Here is an 18,929-nt window from a genome sequence, read left to right on the forward strand (position 1 = left end):
TTACTATTTTTTTTGTCTTACATCACTTCAAAGAACTTAGTGCCACGCATTTGTGACTCTTGTCAGAGCTTCAAATCTTTCGATTTTCGTTCCGTTTTTTCCCCTTCCTTGCTGAAGGGAGTGCAAAGGTAAGAGGATAATTTTAACTTCCAATACTCTCTGCAAAATTTAATTTCTAAAGTTTCTCAGAGACTAAACCCGATCCGCTTTATCCCCCTTCCGTCCTGAAGGGAGCGCAAAGGTAAGAGATCATTTTTGACTTCCAAACCCTTTGCAAAATTTAATTTTTCAATACTTTCTGAGCCTTCCGACTCTTCCCTTTTCCTCAGCCGTTCGCGTTGTTTGGGAGTGCAAATATCTACCTTTTTATTTTAGAGACAATAGCAGGTGCAAAGAAAATCGTTAAATATCAGGTGTATTTCCGCAGTCCATTAATTATCAGGACTTTTGTTTTTTATAGAGGGGTACCGTACTACATGGCTCTCCGTACATAATTGATTTTGCACGGCTTTGTACCAGTGAAATTATTTTGCCGTAGGCGAATAAAGGAATAGGAAAATCACTGCACCCTTTAACCACAACTGGCCTATCTGTAAATGAATCAAGGTCTAATTCCCTTAAACAATCTTCGCAAATCATTACTTCAAGCTCCTTTAGATCGCCAATAGCGAAGCCTCGAGCGATGGAATGAAGATAAGTACCTACTAACATAAATGCCCAATTGGGAACAATTGCATCCGCAGTGCAAGTAATCGCAACCCATCTATTGTCATATTGAGCCCAATCAACCTCTTTTAGTGCTGCCCTGAAATCCTTTTCACGCAAAATCAACTCTTGAAAGAGAAAAGGCTTCAGGTCAAACATCACGCGTTCTTCCTTAGGATATATCTCTTCCAGGTTAATTGTAATAATCGGGCTACTTGCAACTCTATTTATTATTTCACTCATATAAGCAATGGATTCTTTTTGGACTGAAGGGCTTTAAACTCCTTCAGATAATTTGGGACGAAATATGCCAGGTCGGCAAACTCTCCTTTTTGAAACTTTTCAAAGGCCAAAGCACCTACATACTCCGCTGAGATTGCTACGTCTAAAAAGATCGCATTTTCGTGATGAATTACCTTAGACACTTTCTCGACCGCATCTCCTACATAATAGACTTTACCCTTTTCGAGCAAATCGGAAAACGATTCCTCATCGATGATCTCCGAGTCTAGCTTTCTGACAGAAACTAAATCCTCATCAAACACTTCTCGATAAACTTCCATCCGGCGTGCATCTAGCATTGCTACAATCAAACCAAAATCTTCTACCTGTGACTTCGCTCCATAAGACAGTGCTTTCAACGTACTAATTGCAATCAACGGTATGTCTCCAGCAAATGCCAAACCTTTGGCTACTGAAACACCAATTCTTAATCCCGTATAAGATCCAGGTCCTTCAGATACTGCAACAGCATTAACTTGTTTTATCGTAAACTGACATTCATCAAGGAGACTTTCTATCATCCCCATCAATTTCTCAGAATGAGCTCCCGGAACGTCTAATGACTTCTCTCCTATCAACACTCCGTTCTGATGAAGCGATATGGAACAAATGGTAGTAGAAGTCTCCAGTGATAAAATAACTGCCATAGATCTTATTTTGAAGAGGCGGTTAGTATTGTTTTAATTTTTGCGGGTTCCTTCAAATACTCTTTTGCAAGCATCACATCTTCGTCACCTCGTAATCCAGTTTGAATCATTCCCTCCTGAAAGTAGTACCTAGACACGATTTCCTGAGAAAGGATTTCTTTGATCTCCTCCTTATTAGTAACCAAATCTTGCTCTTTGCTATGATTCACTCTCTTTTCAAGTAAATCTATCTGAGCTTTGATCTCATCATAGTAATCTACTTTCTCTGCATTCTTTCGCATATCCTCCACAGATTTCTCTAAGTAGGTAGTGTAATCGTATTCTTTTCCGACAAGCCATTTTACAAAACCATCATAATCTGCATCCGAGATAGCAAAGCTGGATGGATCGGCAATCTTAGCATGCTCGTAGAAGTACTTTGTAGCATAGTCAAAGACGTGATTTCTAGCCACCAAACTGTAAGAAATTGGCGCATAGCTTTTCTGCTCCATTTTTTTGTCAGGCTCAATTCCCGCACCATCCAATACTTTTCTACCATTTTTAGTGTAGAACACCTTTCTCAAGGAGTCAGGAACAGTAACCAACTCATTGCTTTCTCTGCTTTGCAAATAATCAATTGCCTGAATACAACGTCCACTTGGGATATAGTACTTGGCCGTAGTTACTTTCATCTGAGCATTGTAAGTCAGCGGCACGGTTGTTTGAACCAAGCCTTTACCAAATGATTTCCTACCAATCAAAACTGCGCGATCATAATCTTGCAGTGTACCCGCTACGATTTCTGAGGCGGATGCACTATGCTCATTGAGCAATACAACCATAGGAATATCTTTATCCACTGGTGTCTTGGTAGTCTTATAGGTGTAATTCACATTTTCAAGCTTACCAATGGTCTTTACAACCTCTTTCCCTTTTGGAATAAAAAGGTTAATGATCTCAACGGCTTCATTTACTAGTCCACCTGGATTGTCTCTCACATCTAACACCAAACGATCTATTCCTTGGCTTTTCAAGTCAACCAAGGCATTTCTAACTTCAGTTGAAGCATTGGTTGTAAACTCAGCCAACTTGATATAACCTGTTTTTTCATCAAGTTTCCCATAATAAGGAACATTCTTGATTGCTATTTTCTTTCTGACTATGTCAAATTCAAGCGTATCCATATCTCGCTTAACCTGCAAATGAACAGGTGTATTCACGGGACCCTTGAGAAGTGCGGACACATCCGCAGTTCCCAAAGTGGTAACATCTGTAGTGTCTATTTTTAGAATATAATCAGCAATCTTCAAACCTACCGTCTGAGCTGGAAAACCAGTGTAAGGCATAATGACCATACTTCCTTCTCCCCTATTTCCTATTAAAGCCCCAATTCCAGCATATTCCCCGGTAGTCATCATACGATAATCGTCTGAATCCTCCTCAGGCACATAGGTAGTATAAGGATCTAACTCTTCCAGCATTGCATTGATACCGATAGTCACCAATGCATCCGGATCAATATCATCCACATAATAGGAATCCAACTCTCTTATGAGCGTCGCGAAAATGTCAATATTCTTAGCTATTGCAAATAACTTATCATTCTTAGCTTTGAATGCAAAAAACCCTGTTAGTACAAACGCTCCCAACACGAAGATCAGGAGGGATTTTTTCAATGATTTATTCATATGATTATAATTTATCTTCAATGGCGATCCCAATAGCTATCGGGAGGAATCTCGCAGGGTTCACAATCATCCTAGCGTGTGACTTTTTAGTCTTGCTCGATTTCATGTTGTTTTTGGTTTTCGCTTACAATGCTGGCCAGTTTTTTAAGAACCAGAGTGATTTTTGTCTGAATGTCTGAGAACTCCATCAAATCCGAACTTACATATATTAAGCCAATGGACATAGCTGGAGCAGTGGGTGGGATCAAAGCTTTGTTAAGCCTGTAAGCCTCGCGTATTCTTCTTTTCACGAAGTTACGCCCGACGGCTTTTTTGATCTTCTTCTTCGAAACGGAGAAAAGTACCTGCGAGGTTCCACTACCCTGGTCCTTTTTAACAAAAAATTGGACTTTAAATGGGTATAAAAAAAAAGAGGAACCTTCGTTAAAAAGTTCCTTGATAAGTTTGTCGGCATGAAGCCGCTCACTTTTTGGGAGTCTGTAATTCATCACAAGGACTTAATTGCATGTAAACATACAATTATATTATCAGTGCTAAGAATTACTTCTTCAATGTCTTTTCAGAAGAAACAGACAATTTATGTCTTCCTTTTGCTCTTCTAGCTTTCAGTACTCTTCTACCGTTAGCAGAAGACATTCTTTCTTTAAAGCCGTGCTTGTTTTTTCTTTTTCTACGAGAAGGTTGAAATGTTCTTTTCATGATCGAATATCTTTATCTAATTGCTTTCTATTTCTTTGTTCCCCAGGTTCACCCCTGAAAAGGACTGCAAAGATAAGTACCATTTCTTAAAATTCAAACAAGGCAAAAAACATTTGTTTGAAATCATTCAACTTCACAATGATTAAATACCACATAAAATCAACAAATCCAGTTTCCCAATTCATAGAAATCAAGCTATTCATCCCTGTGAGGCATCTTTCGCAGGTAAGACTACAACTTCCTGCTTGGCGAGCAGGGCGATATCAATTGGCAAATTACGTTCAAAATATTCGGAATCTCATCGTTTTCACACCTGCAGGAAAGCAGGTTTTAGCCTCCAAACTCACTAAAGATTTGTGGGAATTCACTCCTGATCATGTGGGTGAGTACGAAGTAAGCTACGAATATTACTGCGCGAAGATGGATGCGGGTTCTTGCTGGGTAGACGACGAACAGATTTATCTGAACTTTGTCAATTGCTGTTTTGACGTGGAAGGCAGCTCAGACGAAAAGATCCAAGTGGAAGTCTTCTATCCCAAAAACTTCCAATCCTGCACTACTTTACCAGCAGAAAACAACGAATTCTTTGCTTCTAACTTCCAGCAACTGGCGGATAGTAGCTTCCTAGCTTCGCATAGTTTGATTCATGAGTCGTTTGAAATCGATCAGGTAAAATTTCATCTATGGCTTCGTGGGGAAGTACATTTTGATTTAGCTGAATTCAAAGCGAACATCAAACGATTCACAGAGAAACAAATCGAAGCATTTGGAGAATTTCCAGTCGACGAATATCATTTCATCTATCAACTCCTACCCTATCCTCATTATCATGGAGTGGAGCATCAACGAGGGACTGTGATTACGTTTGGGCCTGCGGAAAGCTTGGCAGATCGAGCGCATATGAATGAACTCATGGGCGTGAGTTGTCATGAACTCTACCATGCTTGGAATGTCTGTCAGATCAGACCAAAAGAAATAATGCCTTATGACTTTTCTAAAGAAGCATATCACGAAGCGGGATGGATAGTAGAAGGTATCACCACCTATATGGGAGATATTTTCCTGTTGAAATCAGACTATTTTTCACTTCGGGAATACTTTGAAACTTTTGAAAAAGTACTGAACAGGGAATCTGTGAACTTCGGTTGGAGAAGTCAATCCATCCTAGAATCTAGCTTTGACCTCTGGATAGATGGATATGTAGCTGGAATTCCTGACAAAAAGGTAAGTATCTATACCCATGGTGCTTTGATCGCCTTTTGCCTAGACGCTATGCTCTTGGACGAAAACTCTTCCCTTCATGAAGTGATGAAGATATTGTGGAAGCGTTTCGGGAAACCTAAAATCGGCTACAGCCTAGATGAGGTATGGGAAGTCGTGCTTTCGCAAACTGATCACACTATTTATTTCAATCAATTCTATGAAGATTTTATCATAGGAAAAGAAGATATTTTCCCTGTAGTAGGGAAGCATCTCGCTTCTTTAGGCTTCGAACTTGAAACCAAAAATAGAGAAGATAACTTATCTTCTACTTATGGTATAATCAACCTAGATGAAGGCAAAATAACTAAACTTCACCCAAACAGCGAGGCTTACAAAAAGCTTATAATAGGTGATTTGATCACCTCTAAAACACTAACAAATAGCGGAATTAACTTATCAATCGATCGATTTGGAAGAAATCTGGAAATTGAATTATCAATTTCAAAAGAGATCTTATTTCAAGACCATTTCATCATGGACAAAAAAAGCAATTCCAAAAGAGAAGCTTGGATAAATGGCTAAAAGAAAAGGGCTGTCTTTGCGGACAGCCCAATATACTTTTACATTATTTTCTAATCAATTGAAGACAGAATCATCTAAATCCTGGTTGAATTTAACAGAAGTAACCTTAGCCTTCAATGGCATTGGCATCAAACTGTTCGTGATTTCCATAGCCATTGGCATCATCAACCCATCCACTTCTTTGTAATCTTTGTAAACCATAGTACCTACAATGTCTGATTTTGTCTGAATTTTCAGACCTGTCGCCACACTGTAGTATTCTGTGGTATTAGCATCTCCTCCAGCTTCAAAAGACAGCTTATAAGCTTGCTCGCCTTCCACCTCCTCAGTTCCTTCATAGGTGACATTGATCCCCAATTCATCCAAATACAATTCGCGGAAAGCGTAAATCTGATTTTTCAATACAGAAGCCACCTGTTCGTCTGTCAAAGATTGCTCCTGCCCCATGGCAGTAACAGTTCCAGCTCCATCTTTCACAATAGTCTTGGACATTACATTACCGTTCACTTCTGTCACATTCAGCAGCCTCTCATTTTTCTGATCGGTTACACCAGAAATGATCAATTTCATGCCCTGAATTTCGGCTTCCATGTTCATCTCCACGTTGTAAATTGCCTTCATCTTCGCTTCTCCACCAATTGCTTTGATATACTTATCAATTACTTCTTTGACAGAATTCTCAACAACACTTTTAGATGAAACTTCTTTCTCTATTACACTTGCTTGCGTAAGACCTGGCGCTGCTAGCAAGCCAAGTGCTAATACTACTATTATTTTTTTCATATTTAATTAGTTAAAATCCGCTTCAGTCAATTCCGGATTGATTTCAATACTTGTGATTTTAGCCTCTAGAGGCACAGGAATCATAGCTGACTTGATGGTCTGAGTCATTGGTATCAAAACGCCATTTTTCTCCTGATAATCACTATAAAAGGTATCTCCTGAAACAGGGTTCTCATTTTTAATTTTCAATCCAGACTCTACTGAGTAATAGTTATTCACAGTAGATCCCAATGGAGTCGTCACAATTACCTTGTATGCAGGAGTTCCCTCCACATCTTTAATTCCGTCCAACTTCAAAGTATATCCCATAGCTACGAAATGCAATTCAGGCAAGAAATAGGTTCCTAGCTTTGCCGCATCCACTTGCTCGTCTGTCATAGCCATAGATTGACCTTGCACACTTGCAGTTCCTTTTCCATCCTTCACTACGGAAGTTTGCATTACATTTCCTCCCACGAGCGTCTTTTGCGCAAATCTCATATTAGCATCATCATGGATCAATTGAATGGTCAACTGTGTCCCCATCACTTCTGCTACCATTTCTAGTTTCGCAGCTTTGATGGCTTTTGCCTTATCCATTCCACCTATTGCAGCTATATAATTTTCAATCACTTTTTCAGAAGTCATGTCAGCATCTACAGCCGCCATTTCTTTAGCAGGAAAGCCCATATTATCATACACCGTCACTTCACCAAACTGTGCCAGTTTATCCTTAATCTCTGCGCCATTACCTACAGCAGTGATATAAAGCTTACTTGGGTCTATCAGATCGACAGCAGTTTTGTTGATATCAGCTACGGTCAAGGCATTCATTTTCTGCAAGTAAGTCTCGTAGTAATCTTTAGGAAGGTTATAGCGCTCGATATTCAAGGCAAAATTCGCTATCGCTGCCGGGCTTTCTAGAGATCTTCCAAATGAGCCAGCTAGGTTAGCCTTCGCCTTATCCAATTCTTCCTGAGTTACTCCATCTTTTACCAATCGGTTGATTTCATAGATGAATTCATAGACTGCAGAATCCGTCACCTCTGTACGAACTGAAGCGCTAGCAGAGAATTGTCCAATAAGTTTGTCTGCAGCGAATGAAGAATAAGCGCCATAAGTGTAGCCTTTGTCCTCACGAAGATTCATGAAAAGCCTAGAGGAAGATCCTCCACCAAAGATTTGATTCAAAACTCTACTTGCAATGTATTCCTCATCACCAAGAGTCAAATCAATTGGCTGAGCAATATCAATCACAGTTTGCACCGATGAACTGCGATCCACCAAGCCTACTACATTTTTGGTCGCTGGAGCCGGAGCCTCATAGGTGAATTTCGGCACATCTCCACTTTTCCATTTTGAAAAATGCTCCTTCACTACTTTCTCCGCTTCTGCCTTAGTCATATCACCTACAATTGCCAAGTAGGCAATATTCGGTTTAAAGTAAGTTTTATAATAAGTTTTCAAATCATCCACACTCACGTTACTCAGTGAAGCTTCAGTGGTTACTTCACCATAAGGATGATCTTTTCCGTACACCATCGCATTGGAAAGTCTACCCGAGATAGCATTTGGCTCATCCTTGCTAGTAGCCAAAGCCGTCAGCGATTGCTTCTTCAATTTCTCCAATTCTTCTTCAGGAAAAACAGGATTATACAACACATCAGCCATCAAGTCAAGAATTTTGCCCTGATGCTTTTTAAGTGATGATGCAGAAACGGAAGTAGCGGAAACACCGAGATTAGCTCCAATGAAATCAACTTCTTCATCTATCTGATCCTTGGTCCTGCTGGTAGTACCTGCCATCATCATCTGACCTACAAAACCAGTCAAGCCGGCTTTGTCGCCTTCAAATAATGGATCTCTTTCGAGTACTAGCGTGAATGAAACTCGAGGGAGTTTATCATTCTCTACTACAAAAACTTTCAGTCCATTGTCTAGGGTAAAAGTCTCTGCCTCGCCTATTTTAATTACGGGCGCTGGCCCAGCTTTTGGGAATTGACTTCTGTCCACCTGAGCAAAGCTCGCGACAGACACCAAAAGGCTCAATACAAAGGCTATTGTTATTTTCTTCATGTCATTTCGATTGTTAAGGTGAATCAATTACTGAGCTGGTTCAGCTGGCTTTGGCAAATAATACAAAACTACGCGACCGTCTAGTGTCAAATATTCTTTGGCGACTCTCTGCAAATCAGCCTTAGTCACCTTACCGTATGCTTCCATCACCTTATTCACGTATTGTGTATCACCATAAATCACGTGAGCCTCCGCAAGGTTTTCCGCTACTCCTGCCATCGAAGAGTTTCCACTCACGATGTTGTTCTCCATGATATTCTGAAGTTTTTCAAAATCCTTGTCGGAGATTCCTTGATCCTGCACCTGCTTGATCAGCTTATCTATTTCTGTTTCCAGATCCTTTGGTTCTACCCCCATGTTGGTAATTCCATACATGATAAAAATGCCACCGTCTTCCAAATCCAATGGAATCGCAGCCAATGCTAGCGCTTTTTGTTGCTTATCTACCAACTCTTTGGTCATCAAGGAAGAATTCCCTCCAGTCAGGTAAGTAGAAAGCATAGACATCGCATAAGAATCCTTATCCGTTTTTGGAGGAAGATTGTATGCCTGAATCACCGCAGGAATCTGAATATTGTCATAAATAATATCTCTGATCTCTGCAGTTTTCTTTGGTTCCTTTACATCTGGTCTGTAAATAGCTTTCGTCCCCTTAGGGATTTCAGAGAAGTATTTTTTCACCCACTCCTCCGTCGTCTTGTAGTCTATATCTCCAGCGATGGTCAAAGTCGCATTGTTTGGCACATAGAAATCCTTGTAAAACTGCTGGAATTCTTCGATAGAAGCAGCATTCAAATCATCCAGTGAACCAATTGGTGCCCAACGATAAGGATGCTCGGTATAAGATCTTTTCAGAGTTTCGATTAGAATACTTCCGTAAGGTCTATTATCATAGCTCTGACGCTTTTCTTCTTTTACAACTTCCCGTTGCGTTTCCACTCCTGTCATATCCACCTTAGAGTGAAGCATACGCTCACTTTCCATATACAGTGCCAGTTCCAATTCATTGGAAGGCAATGACTCATAGTAGTAAGTAATGTCATTTGACGTGTAGGCATTCAATGTACCACCGTGTGCTTGGATGATATTCATGTATTCTCCACGGTCGATATTCTCAGTTCCTTCAAACATCAGGTGCTCAAAAAAGTGTGCAAAACCAGTTCTGTCTGGCTGCTCATTCTTTGACCCTACATGGTAAAGAACTGATGTCACCACAATTGGCGTGGTATTGTCTTGGTGCATGATCACATGCAGCCCATTGTCCAAGTCAAATTCCTTGAACTCAATTTTGGTTTGTGAAAAAGCCGGGACACTTAGCATCCCTGCTACTAACCCCAAAGCAGTAAGTTTTCTCATCATAGTATATTGGATTTTATTCTTATTCATTATTCTGGAAGCAAATCTATCAGTGCAGTCTTTTCAAAAGCCTAATCCGACGCTGATAAAACCATTCATCACAATTTTACCCTAAAAAAATACTATTAATTGTAATCTAAAAATTTAGGATAAAATATTAATAAAAAATAAGGCTCTGAAAAATCAATTCCCAGAGCCTTATTTTTATGGATTTAGCTTTGCTAAAATCTCCTTCGCTTCATGTCCTTGTAGTCTTGGCCCAAATTGACTTACGATCTTCGAACTTGCCATCGATGCAAGTTTACCACTCGAAGCATAACTATGATCATTGGTAATGCCATACATAAATGCTCCAGCAAACATATCCCCTGCTCCGTTGGAATCAATAGCTGCGGTAGCATATGGCTCGATATCGATAAATGTATCTCCATCGTAAATCATCGCACCATTTTTACCCTGCGTGATTACAAAGTGCTTAGCTACCTTTTTCAACTCCTCACGAGCCTCTAGTAAATTGTCTTTGCCAGTGAAAATCATCGCTTCTTCCTCATTTGCAAAAAGCAAATCCACACTCGCTCCGATCACCTCAGTCATCGGGTCTTTGAAATACTTCACCATCGCTGGATCAGAGAATGTCAAGGCCACTTTCACACCATTTTCTTCAGCAGTTTTCTTTGCATGAATCATCGCTTGCTTACCATTCTCAGAAGTAATCAAATAGCCTTCTATGTATAAATACTGCGAATCTTTGATCGCTACTTCATCTACATCTGCCCTGGAATAGGTCTCAGTGATTCCCAAAAATGTATTCATCGTACGCTCAGCATCTTCAGTCACCATCACTAGGCATTTCCCTGTGATTCCTTCAGCCAAATTGCTTTCGTTGAGATTGTGAGAAACTCCAGCATCCTTCATGTCATTCATGTAGAAATGACCTAGCTCATCATTTGCAACCTTGCAGGAATAGTAGGATTTGCCTCCAAACTGAGCAAGTGCTATCACTGTATTCCCAGCTGATCCTCCACATTGTTTCTTAGCCTGCTCGGTATTGATCACTTGCATCAATGCATTTTGGCGATCCTCATCTACCAAAGTCATCAAACCTTTCTCAACTCCATTGTCTGTAAAAAACTGATCTTTTACTTTGAACTCTATATCTACTAAGGCATTTCCTATGCCGGTTACGTCGTATTTTTTCATTTTTTATTCTGTATTCTGTATTGGAAAATTGAAATATTTTAAAATTGGAAGATTGGGCTCAGAAGTTAGCGATACTTCATTATTCGAAATTCAGTGTTCTTCATTCGATGTTACTTTTGAAAGATTAGGCATAAAGAGACTTCAAAGGTTAATTAGGAGAATATCTCAATAGCATAAAAAGACCTCGCAAATCGTAATTCAGATATCGTAAATCAATCGAATATGCGGTGTCTCTCAAAAGGTTTCTCTCGATCAAATAAAAACCGATAGGTATGATGCGTCTTGTAAATATCTGCCAAAAGCTGCTCACACACACGCATCATTTTCGGATTAAAATCTCCAATCCAATTCATCTCGATGGTCTTGTACTGGAAATCAGATTTACCACTCATCTTGTCGTAAGTAATAATCATCGCACTCTCCACCCCTTTTCCCTGATGCTCCGGCACTACTCCAAACACCAAACCGAGCATTTTGTTAGGCGGTGAAAAGGTTTTGTACCAAAGGAATTTGAGTTTACCTATCAGATCCATCTTTCCATTCACATGTTTGAAGATCTGGTTGATTTCTGGAATCTGAATAAAGAATGAAACGGGCTCGCCTTTATAAAAGCCAAAGTAAATCAGCTTTTCGTCGATGATCGGTTTCATCTTGGCAAACATCATCTGTGCTTCTTTCAGCGCAAGTGATTTCCCCATATGTCGCGCCCAAGCCTTATTATATACGGTCATGAAATATTCTGGAGCTTTTTCCTTCAGCTCTTTGCCTTTCAGGTAGTGAAATTCATAATCCGGATTATCTGTAACCACCTTGGCTCTGGCTATCATTTTCGCATCAAAGCCTAAACCTTGCACATTTCTAGCGTAGGTGAATTGCTTGAAGTAAATCTGAAAGCCGTATTCTTCGAAGAACTTTTGATAATAACCGAAGTTCCACGGCATATTGTAGTTCGGCTCAGTGAATCCATCCACGAGCAATCCCCACCATTTGTCACGTTCACCAAAGTTGATTGGACCATCCATGGCTTCCATTCCTTCACTTTCAAGCCAGGATTTCGCCGTATCAAAAAGTAGAAAAGCTGCTGTCTGATCGTTGATACACTCAAAGAAGCCCAATCCTCCAGTTGGTTGCTTTTCTTTCATCTTTGGATTGATGAAAGCTGCTACACGTCCGATTGTTTCTCCTTTATCATTTTGCAAAAGCCAGCGCTTGGACTTTGCCCCATTCCGAAAAAGCTTGTTTGTTTCCTTGTGAAAAAGCCCCTCGATATCAGCATCAAGAGGCCGAATCCAATTCTTTTCATTTTTATACAACCTGACAGCCATCTCGATAAACTCTTTCTGATGGGCAGCTGTGGTAACTTCGATCAACTTCATTCGGGTGATTTTAGAATGCTAAATTAGGTAGATCAGGTGAAAGGGCAAAAATCAATTGCTGTGCTGCCTAAGTTGTGCTGCTTCTCCAGAAGCAGTACAAACTATGAAATGGGAAAAGATAAGTTTTCCTGCTTCACCAGAAGCTGAACTAAAGAAACCTAAAACCAAATCCAAATGATCAATTCTCTCACTACCGTAATGCCACCTAATGTCAATAAGCAGTAGATAAAAATATTTCTCTTGAATTTGTATTCGTAATTGAATTTGTGAAAGCCCACTTTATCAGGTAGAATAACCTTACGGTATAAATAAACACCCAATCCAAATAGGATTAAACCGACTAAAATCAACATAATTTAATGTTTTTAAATGTTGCTTGTGGAAAAGCAGCATAACCTGCGATTTGTTGTGCTGCTTCTCCAGAAGCAGTACTCTAAGAACTAGTACAATTCTACTTTTACCAAACCTTTTCTACCAGCATAATCTCTCGCGGAGCTGAACAAATATTCCTCTGGTTCATCTACAATCATAGCTTCAACCGGATTTTGATGAATGTAATGCAGTTTCTGTTCCAAAAAATGATTTGATTCTATTGCTACTGCATGCAATCCATCAACCCAAAACTTATAATTAGTTATTCGATTTTGATTCGCGCCCTTTTCCTTAAAAGTTTTCAAAATCCATGCTGCTCTGGATTCAATTGATTCTCTTTCCATACTGGCTAAAATCTTTCTAGCAGTGAATTTTTTAAAATCTTGAATAATATCACTTAATCTAAAAGCCTCTTTTTATCTACACAACAAATGGAGGTGATTGCTCATTAAGCACCAAGCAAAAATCTCTAATCCCTTTCTCTCAACGCAGAAATTTAGGCTATCAACAACTTCTAGCTTGTATTCTTTCCTTGTAAAAACATCTATCCAGTCGACAATCGTTAATGTCAAAAAATAAACTGCATGCTGATCAGAAACTTGAAATGGCCTCATAAAAATCAGTTTTAAAAGTTACTTAAATGCTGCTTCGAAAGCTGGAATATAAAAATAAAGAAAATGCTGCTTCTGGAGAAGCAGCATAACTAGCATTGTTGTCCTGCTTCTCCAGAAGCAGGACTTATTTCATCCTACTCCTCTACCGTCGCATACAGATCAAACTCTGTTGCATCAGTTACTTTCACATTAACAAAGTCTCCAACTCGGCAATAATGCTTGGAAGCATCGATCAGTACTTCATTATCCACTTCCACAGAATCGTATTCGGTACGACCTACGAAGTGTCCACCTTCTTTTTTGTCGATTAGCACTTTGAAAGTTTTACCGATTTTCTCCTGGTTCAGATCGTAAGAAATCTGCTCCTGAATCTCCATCAGATGGTTTGCACGCTCCTGCTTCACTTCCTGAGGAATAACATCTTCCATCGTATAAGCATGCGTACTCTCTTCGTGAGAATAAGTAAACACTCCTAGGCGCTCAAATTTCATTCGCTCCACGAAGTCTACCATTTCCTGATATTCTTTCTCGCCTTCACCTGGATGACCAGCGATCAGCGTCGTACGGATAGCGATATCTGGCAAAACATCACGTATGCTATGGATTAAATTCTCTTGCTTTTCACGAGTAGTACCACGACGCATCGCTGTCAATACATCCGTAGAACCGTGTTGCAAAGGAATATCCAGGTAATTACAGATATTATCACGCTCTTTCATCACCTCAATGACTTCCATAGGGAAACCAGTTGGATAGGCATAATGCAAGCGAATCCAGTCGATTCCCTCTACATCAGAAAGTCTACGCATCAACTCAGCTAGGTTACGCTTCTTGTAAATATCAAGTCCGTAATAAGTAGAATCCTGAGCGATCAAAAGCAACTCTTTCGTTCCGCCAGCTGCTTTATGCTGAGCTTCTTTCACCAATTCCTCAATTGGTCTGGAGATATGTCCTCCACGCATAATAGGAATCGCGCAAAAAGAACAAGGTCTGTCACAACCTTCGGAAATCTTCATATAAGCATAGTGAGAAGAGTGAGTCAATAGTCTCTCTCCAACCAACTCATGCTTATAATCTGCTTTGAATTTCTTCAAAATAGCTGGCAAATCCCTGGTACCAAAAAATGCATCGACCTGAGGAATTTCCTTCTCCAGATCATCTTTGTAGCGCTGCGAAAGACATCCCGTCACATAGACTTTGTCCACCAAACCTTGCTCTTTGGCCTCCACATACTGCAGAATAGTGTCAATAGACTCCTGCTTTGCATTGTCGATAAACCCACAAGTATTGATAATGATGATGTTATTGTCATCCGTACCAGACTCATGGCTGGCGTTGATGCCGTTACCTCGAAGCTGGGTAAGTAACACTTCCGAATCAACAAGATTCTTGGAGCAACCCATGGTTACAATATTGACTTTGTCTTTTTTTAACGTTCTCGCTTTCACAGTTTTCCTACATTTTGAGGCTGCAAAGGTAGACAAAAAAGTGCGAAGCGAAATTTTGAATTGGAAAATTGGAAAATTAAAAGATTGAAAAATTCTTACCTATCGAAATCGGGAGGTAAGAAGCGATTGCTCTTGAATACTAAAAGCGTTGATTTTTATCTTTTACCACAAAGTCGCTGAGAACACGAAGTAAAACGCAAAGGTTAGTATTTCAATAGTAGAAGGCTTAAAAAGAGTTATAAACGATTTGTACAACAAACAATTCCTACTCTTTGCGATTCTTCTCTGCGAACTTAGCGGCTCTGCGGTAAAAAGAACCTCTTGCATTCTTTACGCAAATTTCAAATTCTCTCAATACCCCGTAATCTCCTTCAGCAATTCAAAAAATCCTTTTTTCCGCTCGGAATTGATCCCCCAATCAACCGGCACGCTTTGATAACCTTCTTCAAATCCCTCGTCTTTCATGCGGTAATCAAAGTATCCCCAAGATGCATAGGCAGAAACAGCAGCGGTAAAGTTGTTTAAATCCTGATCAAAGTTGAAGTGATCGTCCTCATTGTAAACGATTGGTTTATTCGTGTATCCATTCACTTGGCGCGTCGCTTCCACCTGCTCGATAATCTTATTCGGATCTTTTACGCCATTCCCATGAAGCAAAATATAATCAGAAGCCCTCACTACATTTTCCTTCGGCACCGCGCCTCCACCATAGCTGGTGCTAACTAGAAATCTATAGCCATTTTTCTCCTTGCTTTTCACCAGCTCTATCAATTCATGAACTCGCTCAGGCTGAAGAATTGGATGATCGTAGCGAATATTACATTCATTGTTCACTTCGATTAGCACATTCTTATAGTCTTTGCTGTGCAACCAATCAATCACATTGCTCACAGCATTTACGACAGCTTTTTCATCGGCTAGATTTTCGTCTTGTCCGAAGTAAAATAGACCCAACATTGGCGCCATGCCCAATTCATCAGCTTTATCTAAAATCCGCTCCAATCGTTTGAAATATGCTGGTCTCAGTTCTCCGCTTTCTGTATAAGCGGAATTGATCCAAGGCTGACTCTGTGAGTAGCCATAGGGACTTCCGCCTTGTAGATTCAGTGTAAATGACAAAAGCCCATACGACTTCCAAACGGACATATTTGCCACAAACTCATCCGTATTCCGATCTGCATCCCACTTCCTGGTATCAGCATATTGCCAGTTTTTAACAGTCTCTGCATTCAAGTCATCAAATACTCCTTGCACCATTCTCGAATTCATCAACAAACCTTCAATTGGATTTCCTTTCCAATTTCTGTCCGAATAGGTCAATTCATTATTGATGTAGAATTTCCCTTCAGAGATGCTGACTACAGTCTTACGGGAAGTTTGGGAAAAAGCACTAAATGCTGATAAAAGAAAAATACAGGATAAAAAGAGAAAGTACTTGCGTTTCATAATAGCTAGGTTTTGGGTTAAAGTTGCTGCCGTAATTTCCAGTTTCTTTTGGACACCAGCACATTAACCATCATTTTTTTTCGCCTCAAAATCCAATATTATCTTAAGATCATTTCATAAGACATATTGTTAAACTAAGCTTAACTCGCTTCATGGCTTGGAGCAAGCGCCTTTTACTACTTTTGAGACGTACAGCAAACTTTTTAACTCCTTGCATTTATTTTTCGCCCCGATTCACGTCGGGGCCTTTTGGCAAGGCGCTATAGATCCTTTGGCTTTTTGTTTGCTTCCTGTAACTTAGAATGGAAATCACCATTCTATGGAAACCACCACTCAAATTCTAGCTTTCGATCGTAAAGATATATCTGATATAACTCTATTGGAGCTTTATGAATCGCTCATCATGCCGCGAAGAATCGAGGAGAAAATGCTTATTCTACTTCGTCAAGGCAGGATTTCCAAATGGTTTAGCGGCTGGGGACAGGAAGCCATTTCGATTGGAGTAGTAAACGCTCTTCAAACTGATGAGTTCATCCTTCCTATGCACAGAAACCTAGGGATTTTCACGGGGAGAAATATGCCATTGGAAAGACTGTTTGCTCAGTTTCAGGGAAAGCTATCAGGTTTCACCAAAGGCCGTGATCGCTCCTTTCACTTTGGGTCGATTGAACATCATATAGTTGGGATGATTTCGCATTTGGGTCCTCAATTGGCTATCGCCGATGGGATCGCATTGGCGGATAAACTATCGCATGAAAAGAAAGTGACTGTCGTCTTTTCTGGAGATGGAGCAAGTTCGGAAGGTGACTTTCACGAGGGGTTGAATGTGGCAGCAGTGTGGAAATTGCCGGTGATATTTGTCATAGAGCATAATGGCTACGGGCTTTCTACCCCGAGTGAAGAGCAATTCGCTTTCAACTATTTCACTGAAAAAGGCCCTGGCTATGGAATGGAAGCCATTCGAATTCAGGGAAATAATGTGCTTGAAGTTTATACAGCAATCAAAAGTCTGGCAGAAGATATACGTCAAAATCCCCGTCCAGTGCTCGTAGAAGCAATCACTTTTCGGATGAGAGGACACGAGGAAGCCTCTGGCACCAAGTACGTTCCCAAGCAACTCATGGAAGACTGGGCGAAATTGGATCCAGTAGATAACTATGAAGCTTACTTGGAAAAAATCGGTGTTTTGGATGAAAAAACTAAGACTAAGATCAACGCCAAAATCAAAAAGGCGATCAATGATGGCTTGGAAATCGCCTTTGCTGAGGAGGCCATTTCAGCCAATCTAGAAACGGAGCTAGCTGATGTCTATGCGCCATTTTCGCAGGAAGTCATTTTCCCATCAGCAAATAGCCCCAAGTCTGAAAAGCGGCTCGTCGATGCGATCTCGGACGGTTTAAGACAATCCATGGAAAAGTATTCCAAGCTCATCCTCATGGGACAAGACATAAGTACATACGGGGGAGTTTTCAAAATAACAGATGGATTCAAAGCTCAATTCGGTGCTGATCGAGTGCGTAATACACCACTTTGCGAAAGCGCTATCATAGGAACTGGACTTGGACTTTCCATCAAAGGATACAAAGCCATGGTAGAAATGCAATTCGCTGATTTCGTCTCGGTAGGATTCAACCAAATCATAAATAACCTCGCCAAAATCCATTACCGCTGGGGTCAAAATGCCGACGTAGTCGTAAGAATGCCAACTGGAGCTGGAATGGCTGCAGGTCCTTTTCATTCACAATCTAACGAAGCTTGGTTTTTCCATACTCCAGGGCTAAAAATCGTCTATCCATCCAATCCATACGATGCCAAAGGCTTGCTGAATGCAGCCTTCGAAGACCCAAATCCTTACCTCTATTTTGAGCATAAGGGAATGTATAGATCCATCAGCGCCGAGATTCCAGATGAGTATTACACGGTGGAAATTGGCAAAGCGACTTTGGCGAAAACCGGAGATCAGCTTTCCATCATCACCTATGGAATGGGAGTTCATTGGGCGGTTAAAGCAGTGGAACAACTTGGGATTTCTGCTGATATTCTTGATCTGCGTACACTTTTACCTTGGGATAAGGAAGCTGTGAAAGACACCGTAAAGAAGACTGGTAAGGTTATTTTCCTACAGGAAGATTGCTTGACTGGTGGAATCGGTGCTGAAATCTGCGCATGGATTTCAGAACATTGCTTTGAGTACTTGGATGCTCATGTCATGCGCGAAGGCAGTTTGGATACGCCAGTACCTTTTGCGCCAAACTTGGAAAAACAGTTTCTTCCTGTAGAGCGGTTTAGCCAGAAACTAAAGGAACTGCTAGCTTATTAACACGTGTATGATTTCTCATAATAGTTCTATTATTAGATAATATCATCCCAGAATAGCAGAAATTAATATGACCCGCAGCTTCTAATTCATACCTGAATAAACCCTTCTTAATCTTTTTTGTTTATTTTGAATTAAGTAATTTTCTTTACGATTAGATATCGTAAAGAGGCAACG

At 40.3% G+C, this 18,929-nt stretch carries 15 protein-coding genes; 2 read left to right on the plus strand and 13 right to left on the minus strand.

Features of this window, described 5'->3' with window-relative positions; genetic code table 11:
- Positions 1 to 438 precede the first annotated feature (438 nt).
- The 5 genes from BM291_RS18900 to rpmH form a co-directional block, all read right to left on the minus strand.
- On the minus strand, positions 439 to 948 hold the full coding sequence (locus tag BM291_RS18900; protein ID WP_092900425.1) for a DUF2480 family protein: 510 nt from the start codon (positions 946 to 948) through the stop codon (positions 439 to 441).
- Positions 945 to 1,634, minus strand: coding sequence for a tRNA (adenosine(37)-N6)-threonylcarbamoyltransferase complex dimerization subunit type 1 TsaB (tsaB, locus tag BM291_RS18905; protein WP_092900452.1), 690 nt, complete (start codon positions 1,632 to 1,634; stop codon positions 945 to 947). The genes BM291_RS18900 and tsaB overlap by 4 nt, the downstream gene beginning before the upstream one ends.
- Before the next feature lie 5 nt (positions 1,635 to 1,639).
- The gene (locus BM291_RS18910; protein ID WP_092900462.1) at positions 1,640 to 3,301 is read right to left on the minus strand and encodes a S41 family peptidase; all 1,662 of its coding nucleotides are present in this window, start codon (positions 3,299 to 3,301) and stop codon (positions 1,640 to 1,642) included.
- Between the two features lie 86 nt (positions 3,302 to 3,387).
- On the minus strand, positions 3,388 to 3,789 hold the full coding sequence (gene rnpA / locus BM291_RS18915; RefSeq protein ID WP_092900475.1) for a ribonuclease P protein component: 402 nt from the start codon (positions 3,787 to 3,789) through the stop codon (positions 3,388 to 3,390).
- 52 nt (positions 3,790 to 3,841) lie between these two features.
- Entirely contained in the window at positions 3,842 to 4,000 is a 159-nt protein-coding gene (rpmH, locus tag BM291_RS18920) for a 50S ribosomal protein L34 (protein ID WP_092900477.1), read from the minus strand.
- A 138-nt stretch (positions 4,001 to 4,138) separates the two neighbouring features.
- Here rpmH and BM291_RS18925 point away from each other — a divergent pair, with 138 nt between their 5' ends.
- Complete coding sequence (locus BM291_RS18925; protein WP_092900479.1) at positions 4,139 to 5,785, plus strand: M61 family metallopeptidase; 1,647 nt, start codon at positions 4,139 to 4,141, stop codon at positions 5,783 to 5,785.
- Between the two features lie 54 nt (positions 5,786 to 5,839).
- Here the strand turns inward: BM291_RS18925 and BM291_RS18930 are convergent, their stop codons facing one another.
- The 8 genes from BM291_RS18930 to BM291_RS18970 all read right to left on the minus strand — a co-directional run bounded on the left by BM291_RS18930 (position 5,840) and on the right by BM291_RS18970 (position 16,435).
- Positions 5,840 to 6,568, minus strand: coding sequence for a LolA-like protein (locus BM291_RS18930; protein WP_092900485.1), 729 nt, complete (start codon positions 6,566 to 6,568; stop codon positions 5,840 to 5,842).
- Positions 6,569 to 6,574: 6 nt separating this feature from the next.
- Positions 6,575 to 8,623 (minus strand): M16 family metallopeptidase, encoded by a 2,049-nt coding sequence (locus BM291_RS18935; RefSeq protein WP_092900677.1) that lies wholly within the window; start codon positions 8,621 to 8,623, stop codon positions 6,575 to 6,577.
- Positions 8,624 to 8,650: 27 nt separating this feature from the next.
- A complete protein-coding gene (locus tag BM291_RS18940) occupies positions 8,651 to 9,979 on the minus strand; it encodes a M16 family metallopeptidase (RefSeq protein ID WP_092900680.1) in 1,329 nt (442 codons plus the stop codon).
- A 204-nt stretch (positions 9,980 to 10,183) separates the two neighbouring features.
- Positions 10,184 to 11,179 (minus strand): adenosine kinase, encoded by a 996-nt coding sequence (locus BM291_RS18945; protein WP_092900493.1) that lies wholly within the window; start codon positions 11,177 to 11,179, stop codon positions 10,184 to 10,186.
- Positions 11,180 to 11,391: 212 nt separating this feature from the next.
- Complete coding sequence (locus tag BM291_RS18950) at positions 11,392 to 12,555, minus strand: hypothetical protein (protein WP_092900494.1); 1,164 nt, start codon at positions 12,553 to 12,555, stop codon at positions 11,392 to 11,394.
- A gap of 440 nt (positions 12,556 to 12,995) precedes the next feature.
- Positions 12,996 to 13,271, minus strand: coding sequence for a hypothetical protein (locus BM291_RS22345; RefSeq protein ID WP_245786917.1), 276 nt, complete (start codon positions 13,269 to 13,271; stop codon positions 12,996 to 12,998).
- Between the two features lie 404 nt (positions 13,272 to 13,675).
- Positions 13,676 to 14,989, minus strand: a complete 1,314-nt coding sequence (gene rimO, locus BM291_RS18965; protein WP_092900683.1) for a 30S ribosomal protein S12 methylthiotransferase RimO — start codon at positions 14,987 to 14,989, stop codon at positions 13,676 to 13,678.
- 351 nt (positions 14,990 to 15,340) lie between these two features.
- Positions 15,341 to 16,435 (minus strand): hypothetical protein, encoded by a 1,095-nt coding sequence (locus BM291_RS18970; protein WP_092900496.1) that lies wholly within the window; start codon positions 16,433 to 16,435, stop codon positions 15,341 to 15,343.
- Positions 16,436 to 16,754: 319 nt separating this feature from the next.
- On the opposite strand from BM291_RS18970, the gene BM291_RS18975 reads away from it, so the two are divergent.
- Positions 16,755 to 18,755, plus strand: coding sequence for an alpha-ketoacid dehydrogenase subunit alpha/beta (locus tag BM291_RS18975; protein ID WP_092900497.1), 2,001 nt, complete (start codon positions 16,755 to 16,757; stop codon positions 18,753 to 18,755).
- The last annotated feature ends 174 nt before the right edge of the window (positions 18,756 to 18,929 follow it).

The organism is Algoriphagus aquimarinus (genome assembly GCF_900112005.1).
GTDB lineage: Bacteria > Bacteroidota > Bacteroidia > Cytophagales > Cyclobacteriaceae > Algoriphagus > Algoriphagus aquimarinus.

Coding starts and splice junctions, on each gene's coding strand:
- BM291_RS18945 (WP_092900493.1), bottom strand. CDS start 11,179: ATGAAAAAATACGACGTAACCGGCATAGGAAATGCCTTAGTAGATATA.
- BM291_RS18970 (WP_092900496.1), bottom strand. CDS start 16,435: ATGAAACGCAAGTACTTTCTCTTTTTATCCTGTATTTTTCTTTTATCA.
- BM291_RS18925 (WP_092900479.1), top strand. CDS start 4,139: ATGATTAAATACCACATAAAATCAACAAATCCAGTTTCCCAATTCATA.
- BM291_RS18975 (WP_092900497.1), top strand. CDS start 16,755: ATGGAAACCACCACTCAAATTCTAGCTTTCGATCGTAAAGATATATCT.
- BM291_RS18935 (WP_092900677.1), bottom strand. CDS start 8,623: ATGAAGAAAATAACAATAGCCTTTGTATTGAGCCTTTTGGTGTCTGTC.
- rnpA (WP_092900475.1), bottom strand. CDS start 3,789: ATGAATTACAGACTCCCAAAAAGTGAGCGGCTTCATGCCGACAAACTT.
- BM291_RS18950 (WP_092900494.1), bottom strand. CDS start 12,555: ATGAAGTTGATCGAAGTTACCACAGCTGCCCATCAGAAAGAGTTTATC.
- BM291_RS18910 (WP_092900462.1), bottom strand. CDS start 3,301: ATGAATAAATCATTGAAAAAATCCCTCCTGATCTTCGTGTTGGGAGCG.
- BM291_RS22345 (WP_245786917.1), bottom strand. CDS start 13,271: ATGGAAAGAGAATCAATTGAATCCAGAGCAGCATGGATTTTGAAAACT.
- BM291_RS18900 (WP_092900425.1), bottom strand. CDS start 948: ATGAGTGAAATAATAAATAGAGTTGCAAGTAGCCCGATTATTACAATT.
- rpmH (WP_092900477.1), bottom strand. CDS start 4,000: ATGAAAAGAACATTTCAACCTTCTCGTAGAAAAAGAAAAAACAAGCAC.
- BM291_RS18930 (WP_092900485.1), bottom strand. CDS start 6,568: ATGAAAAAAATAATAGTAGTATTAGCACTTGGCTTGCTAGCAGCGCCA.
- BM291_RS18940 (WP_092900680.1), bottom strand. CDS start 9,979: ATGAGAAAACTTACTGCTTTGGGGTTAGTAGCAGGGATGCTAAGTGTC.
- tsaB (WP_092900452.1), bottom strand. CDS start 1,634: ATGGCAGTTATTTTATCACTGGAGACTTCTACTACCATTTGTTCCATA.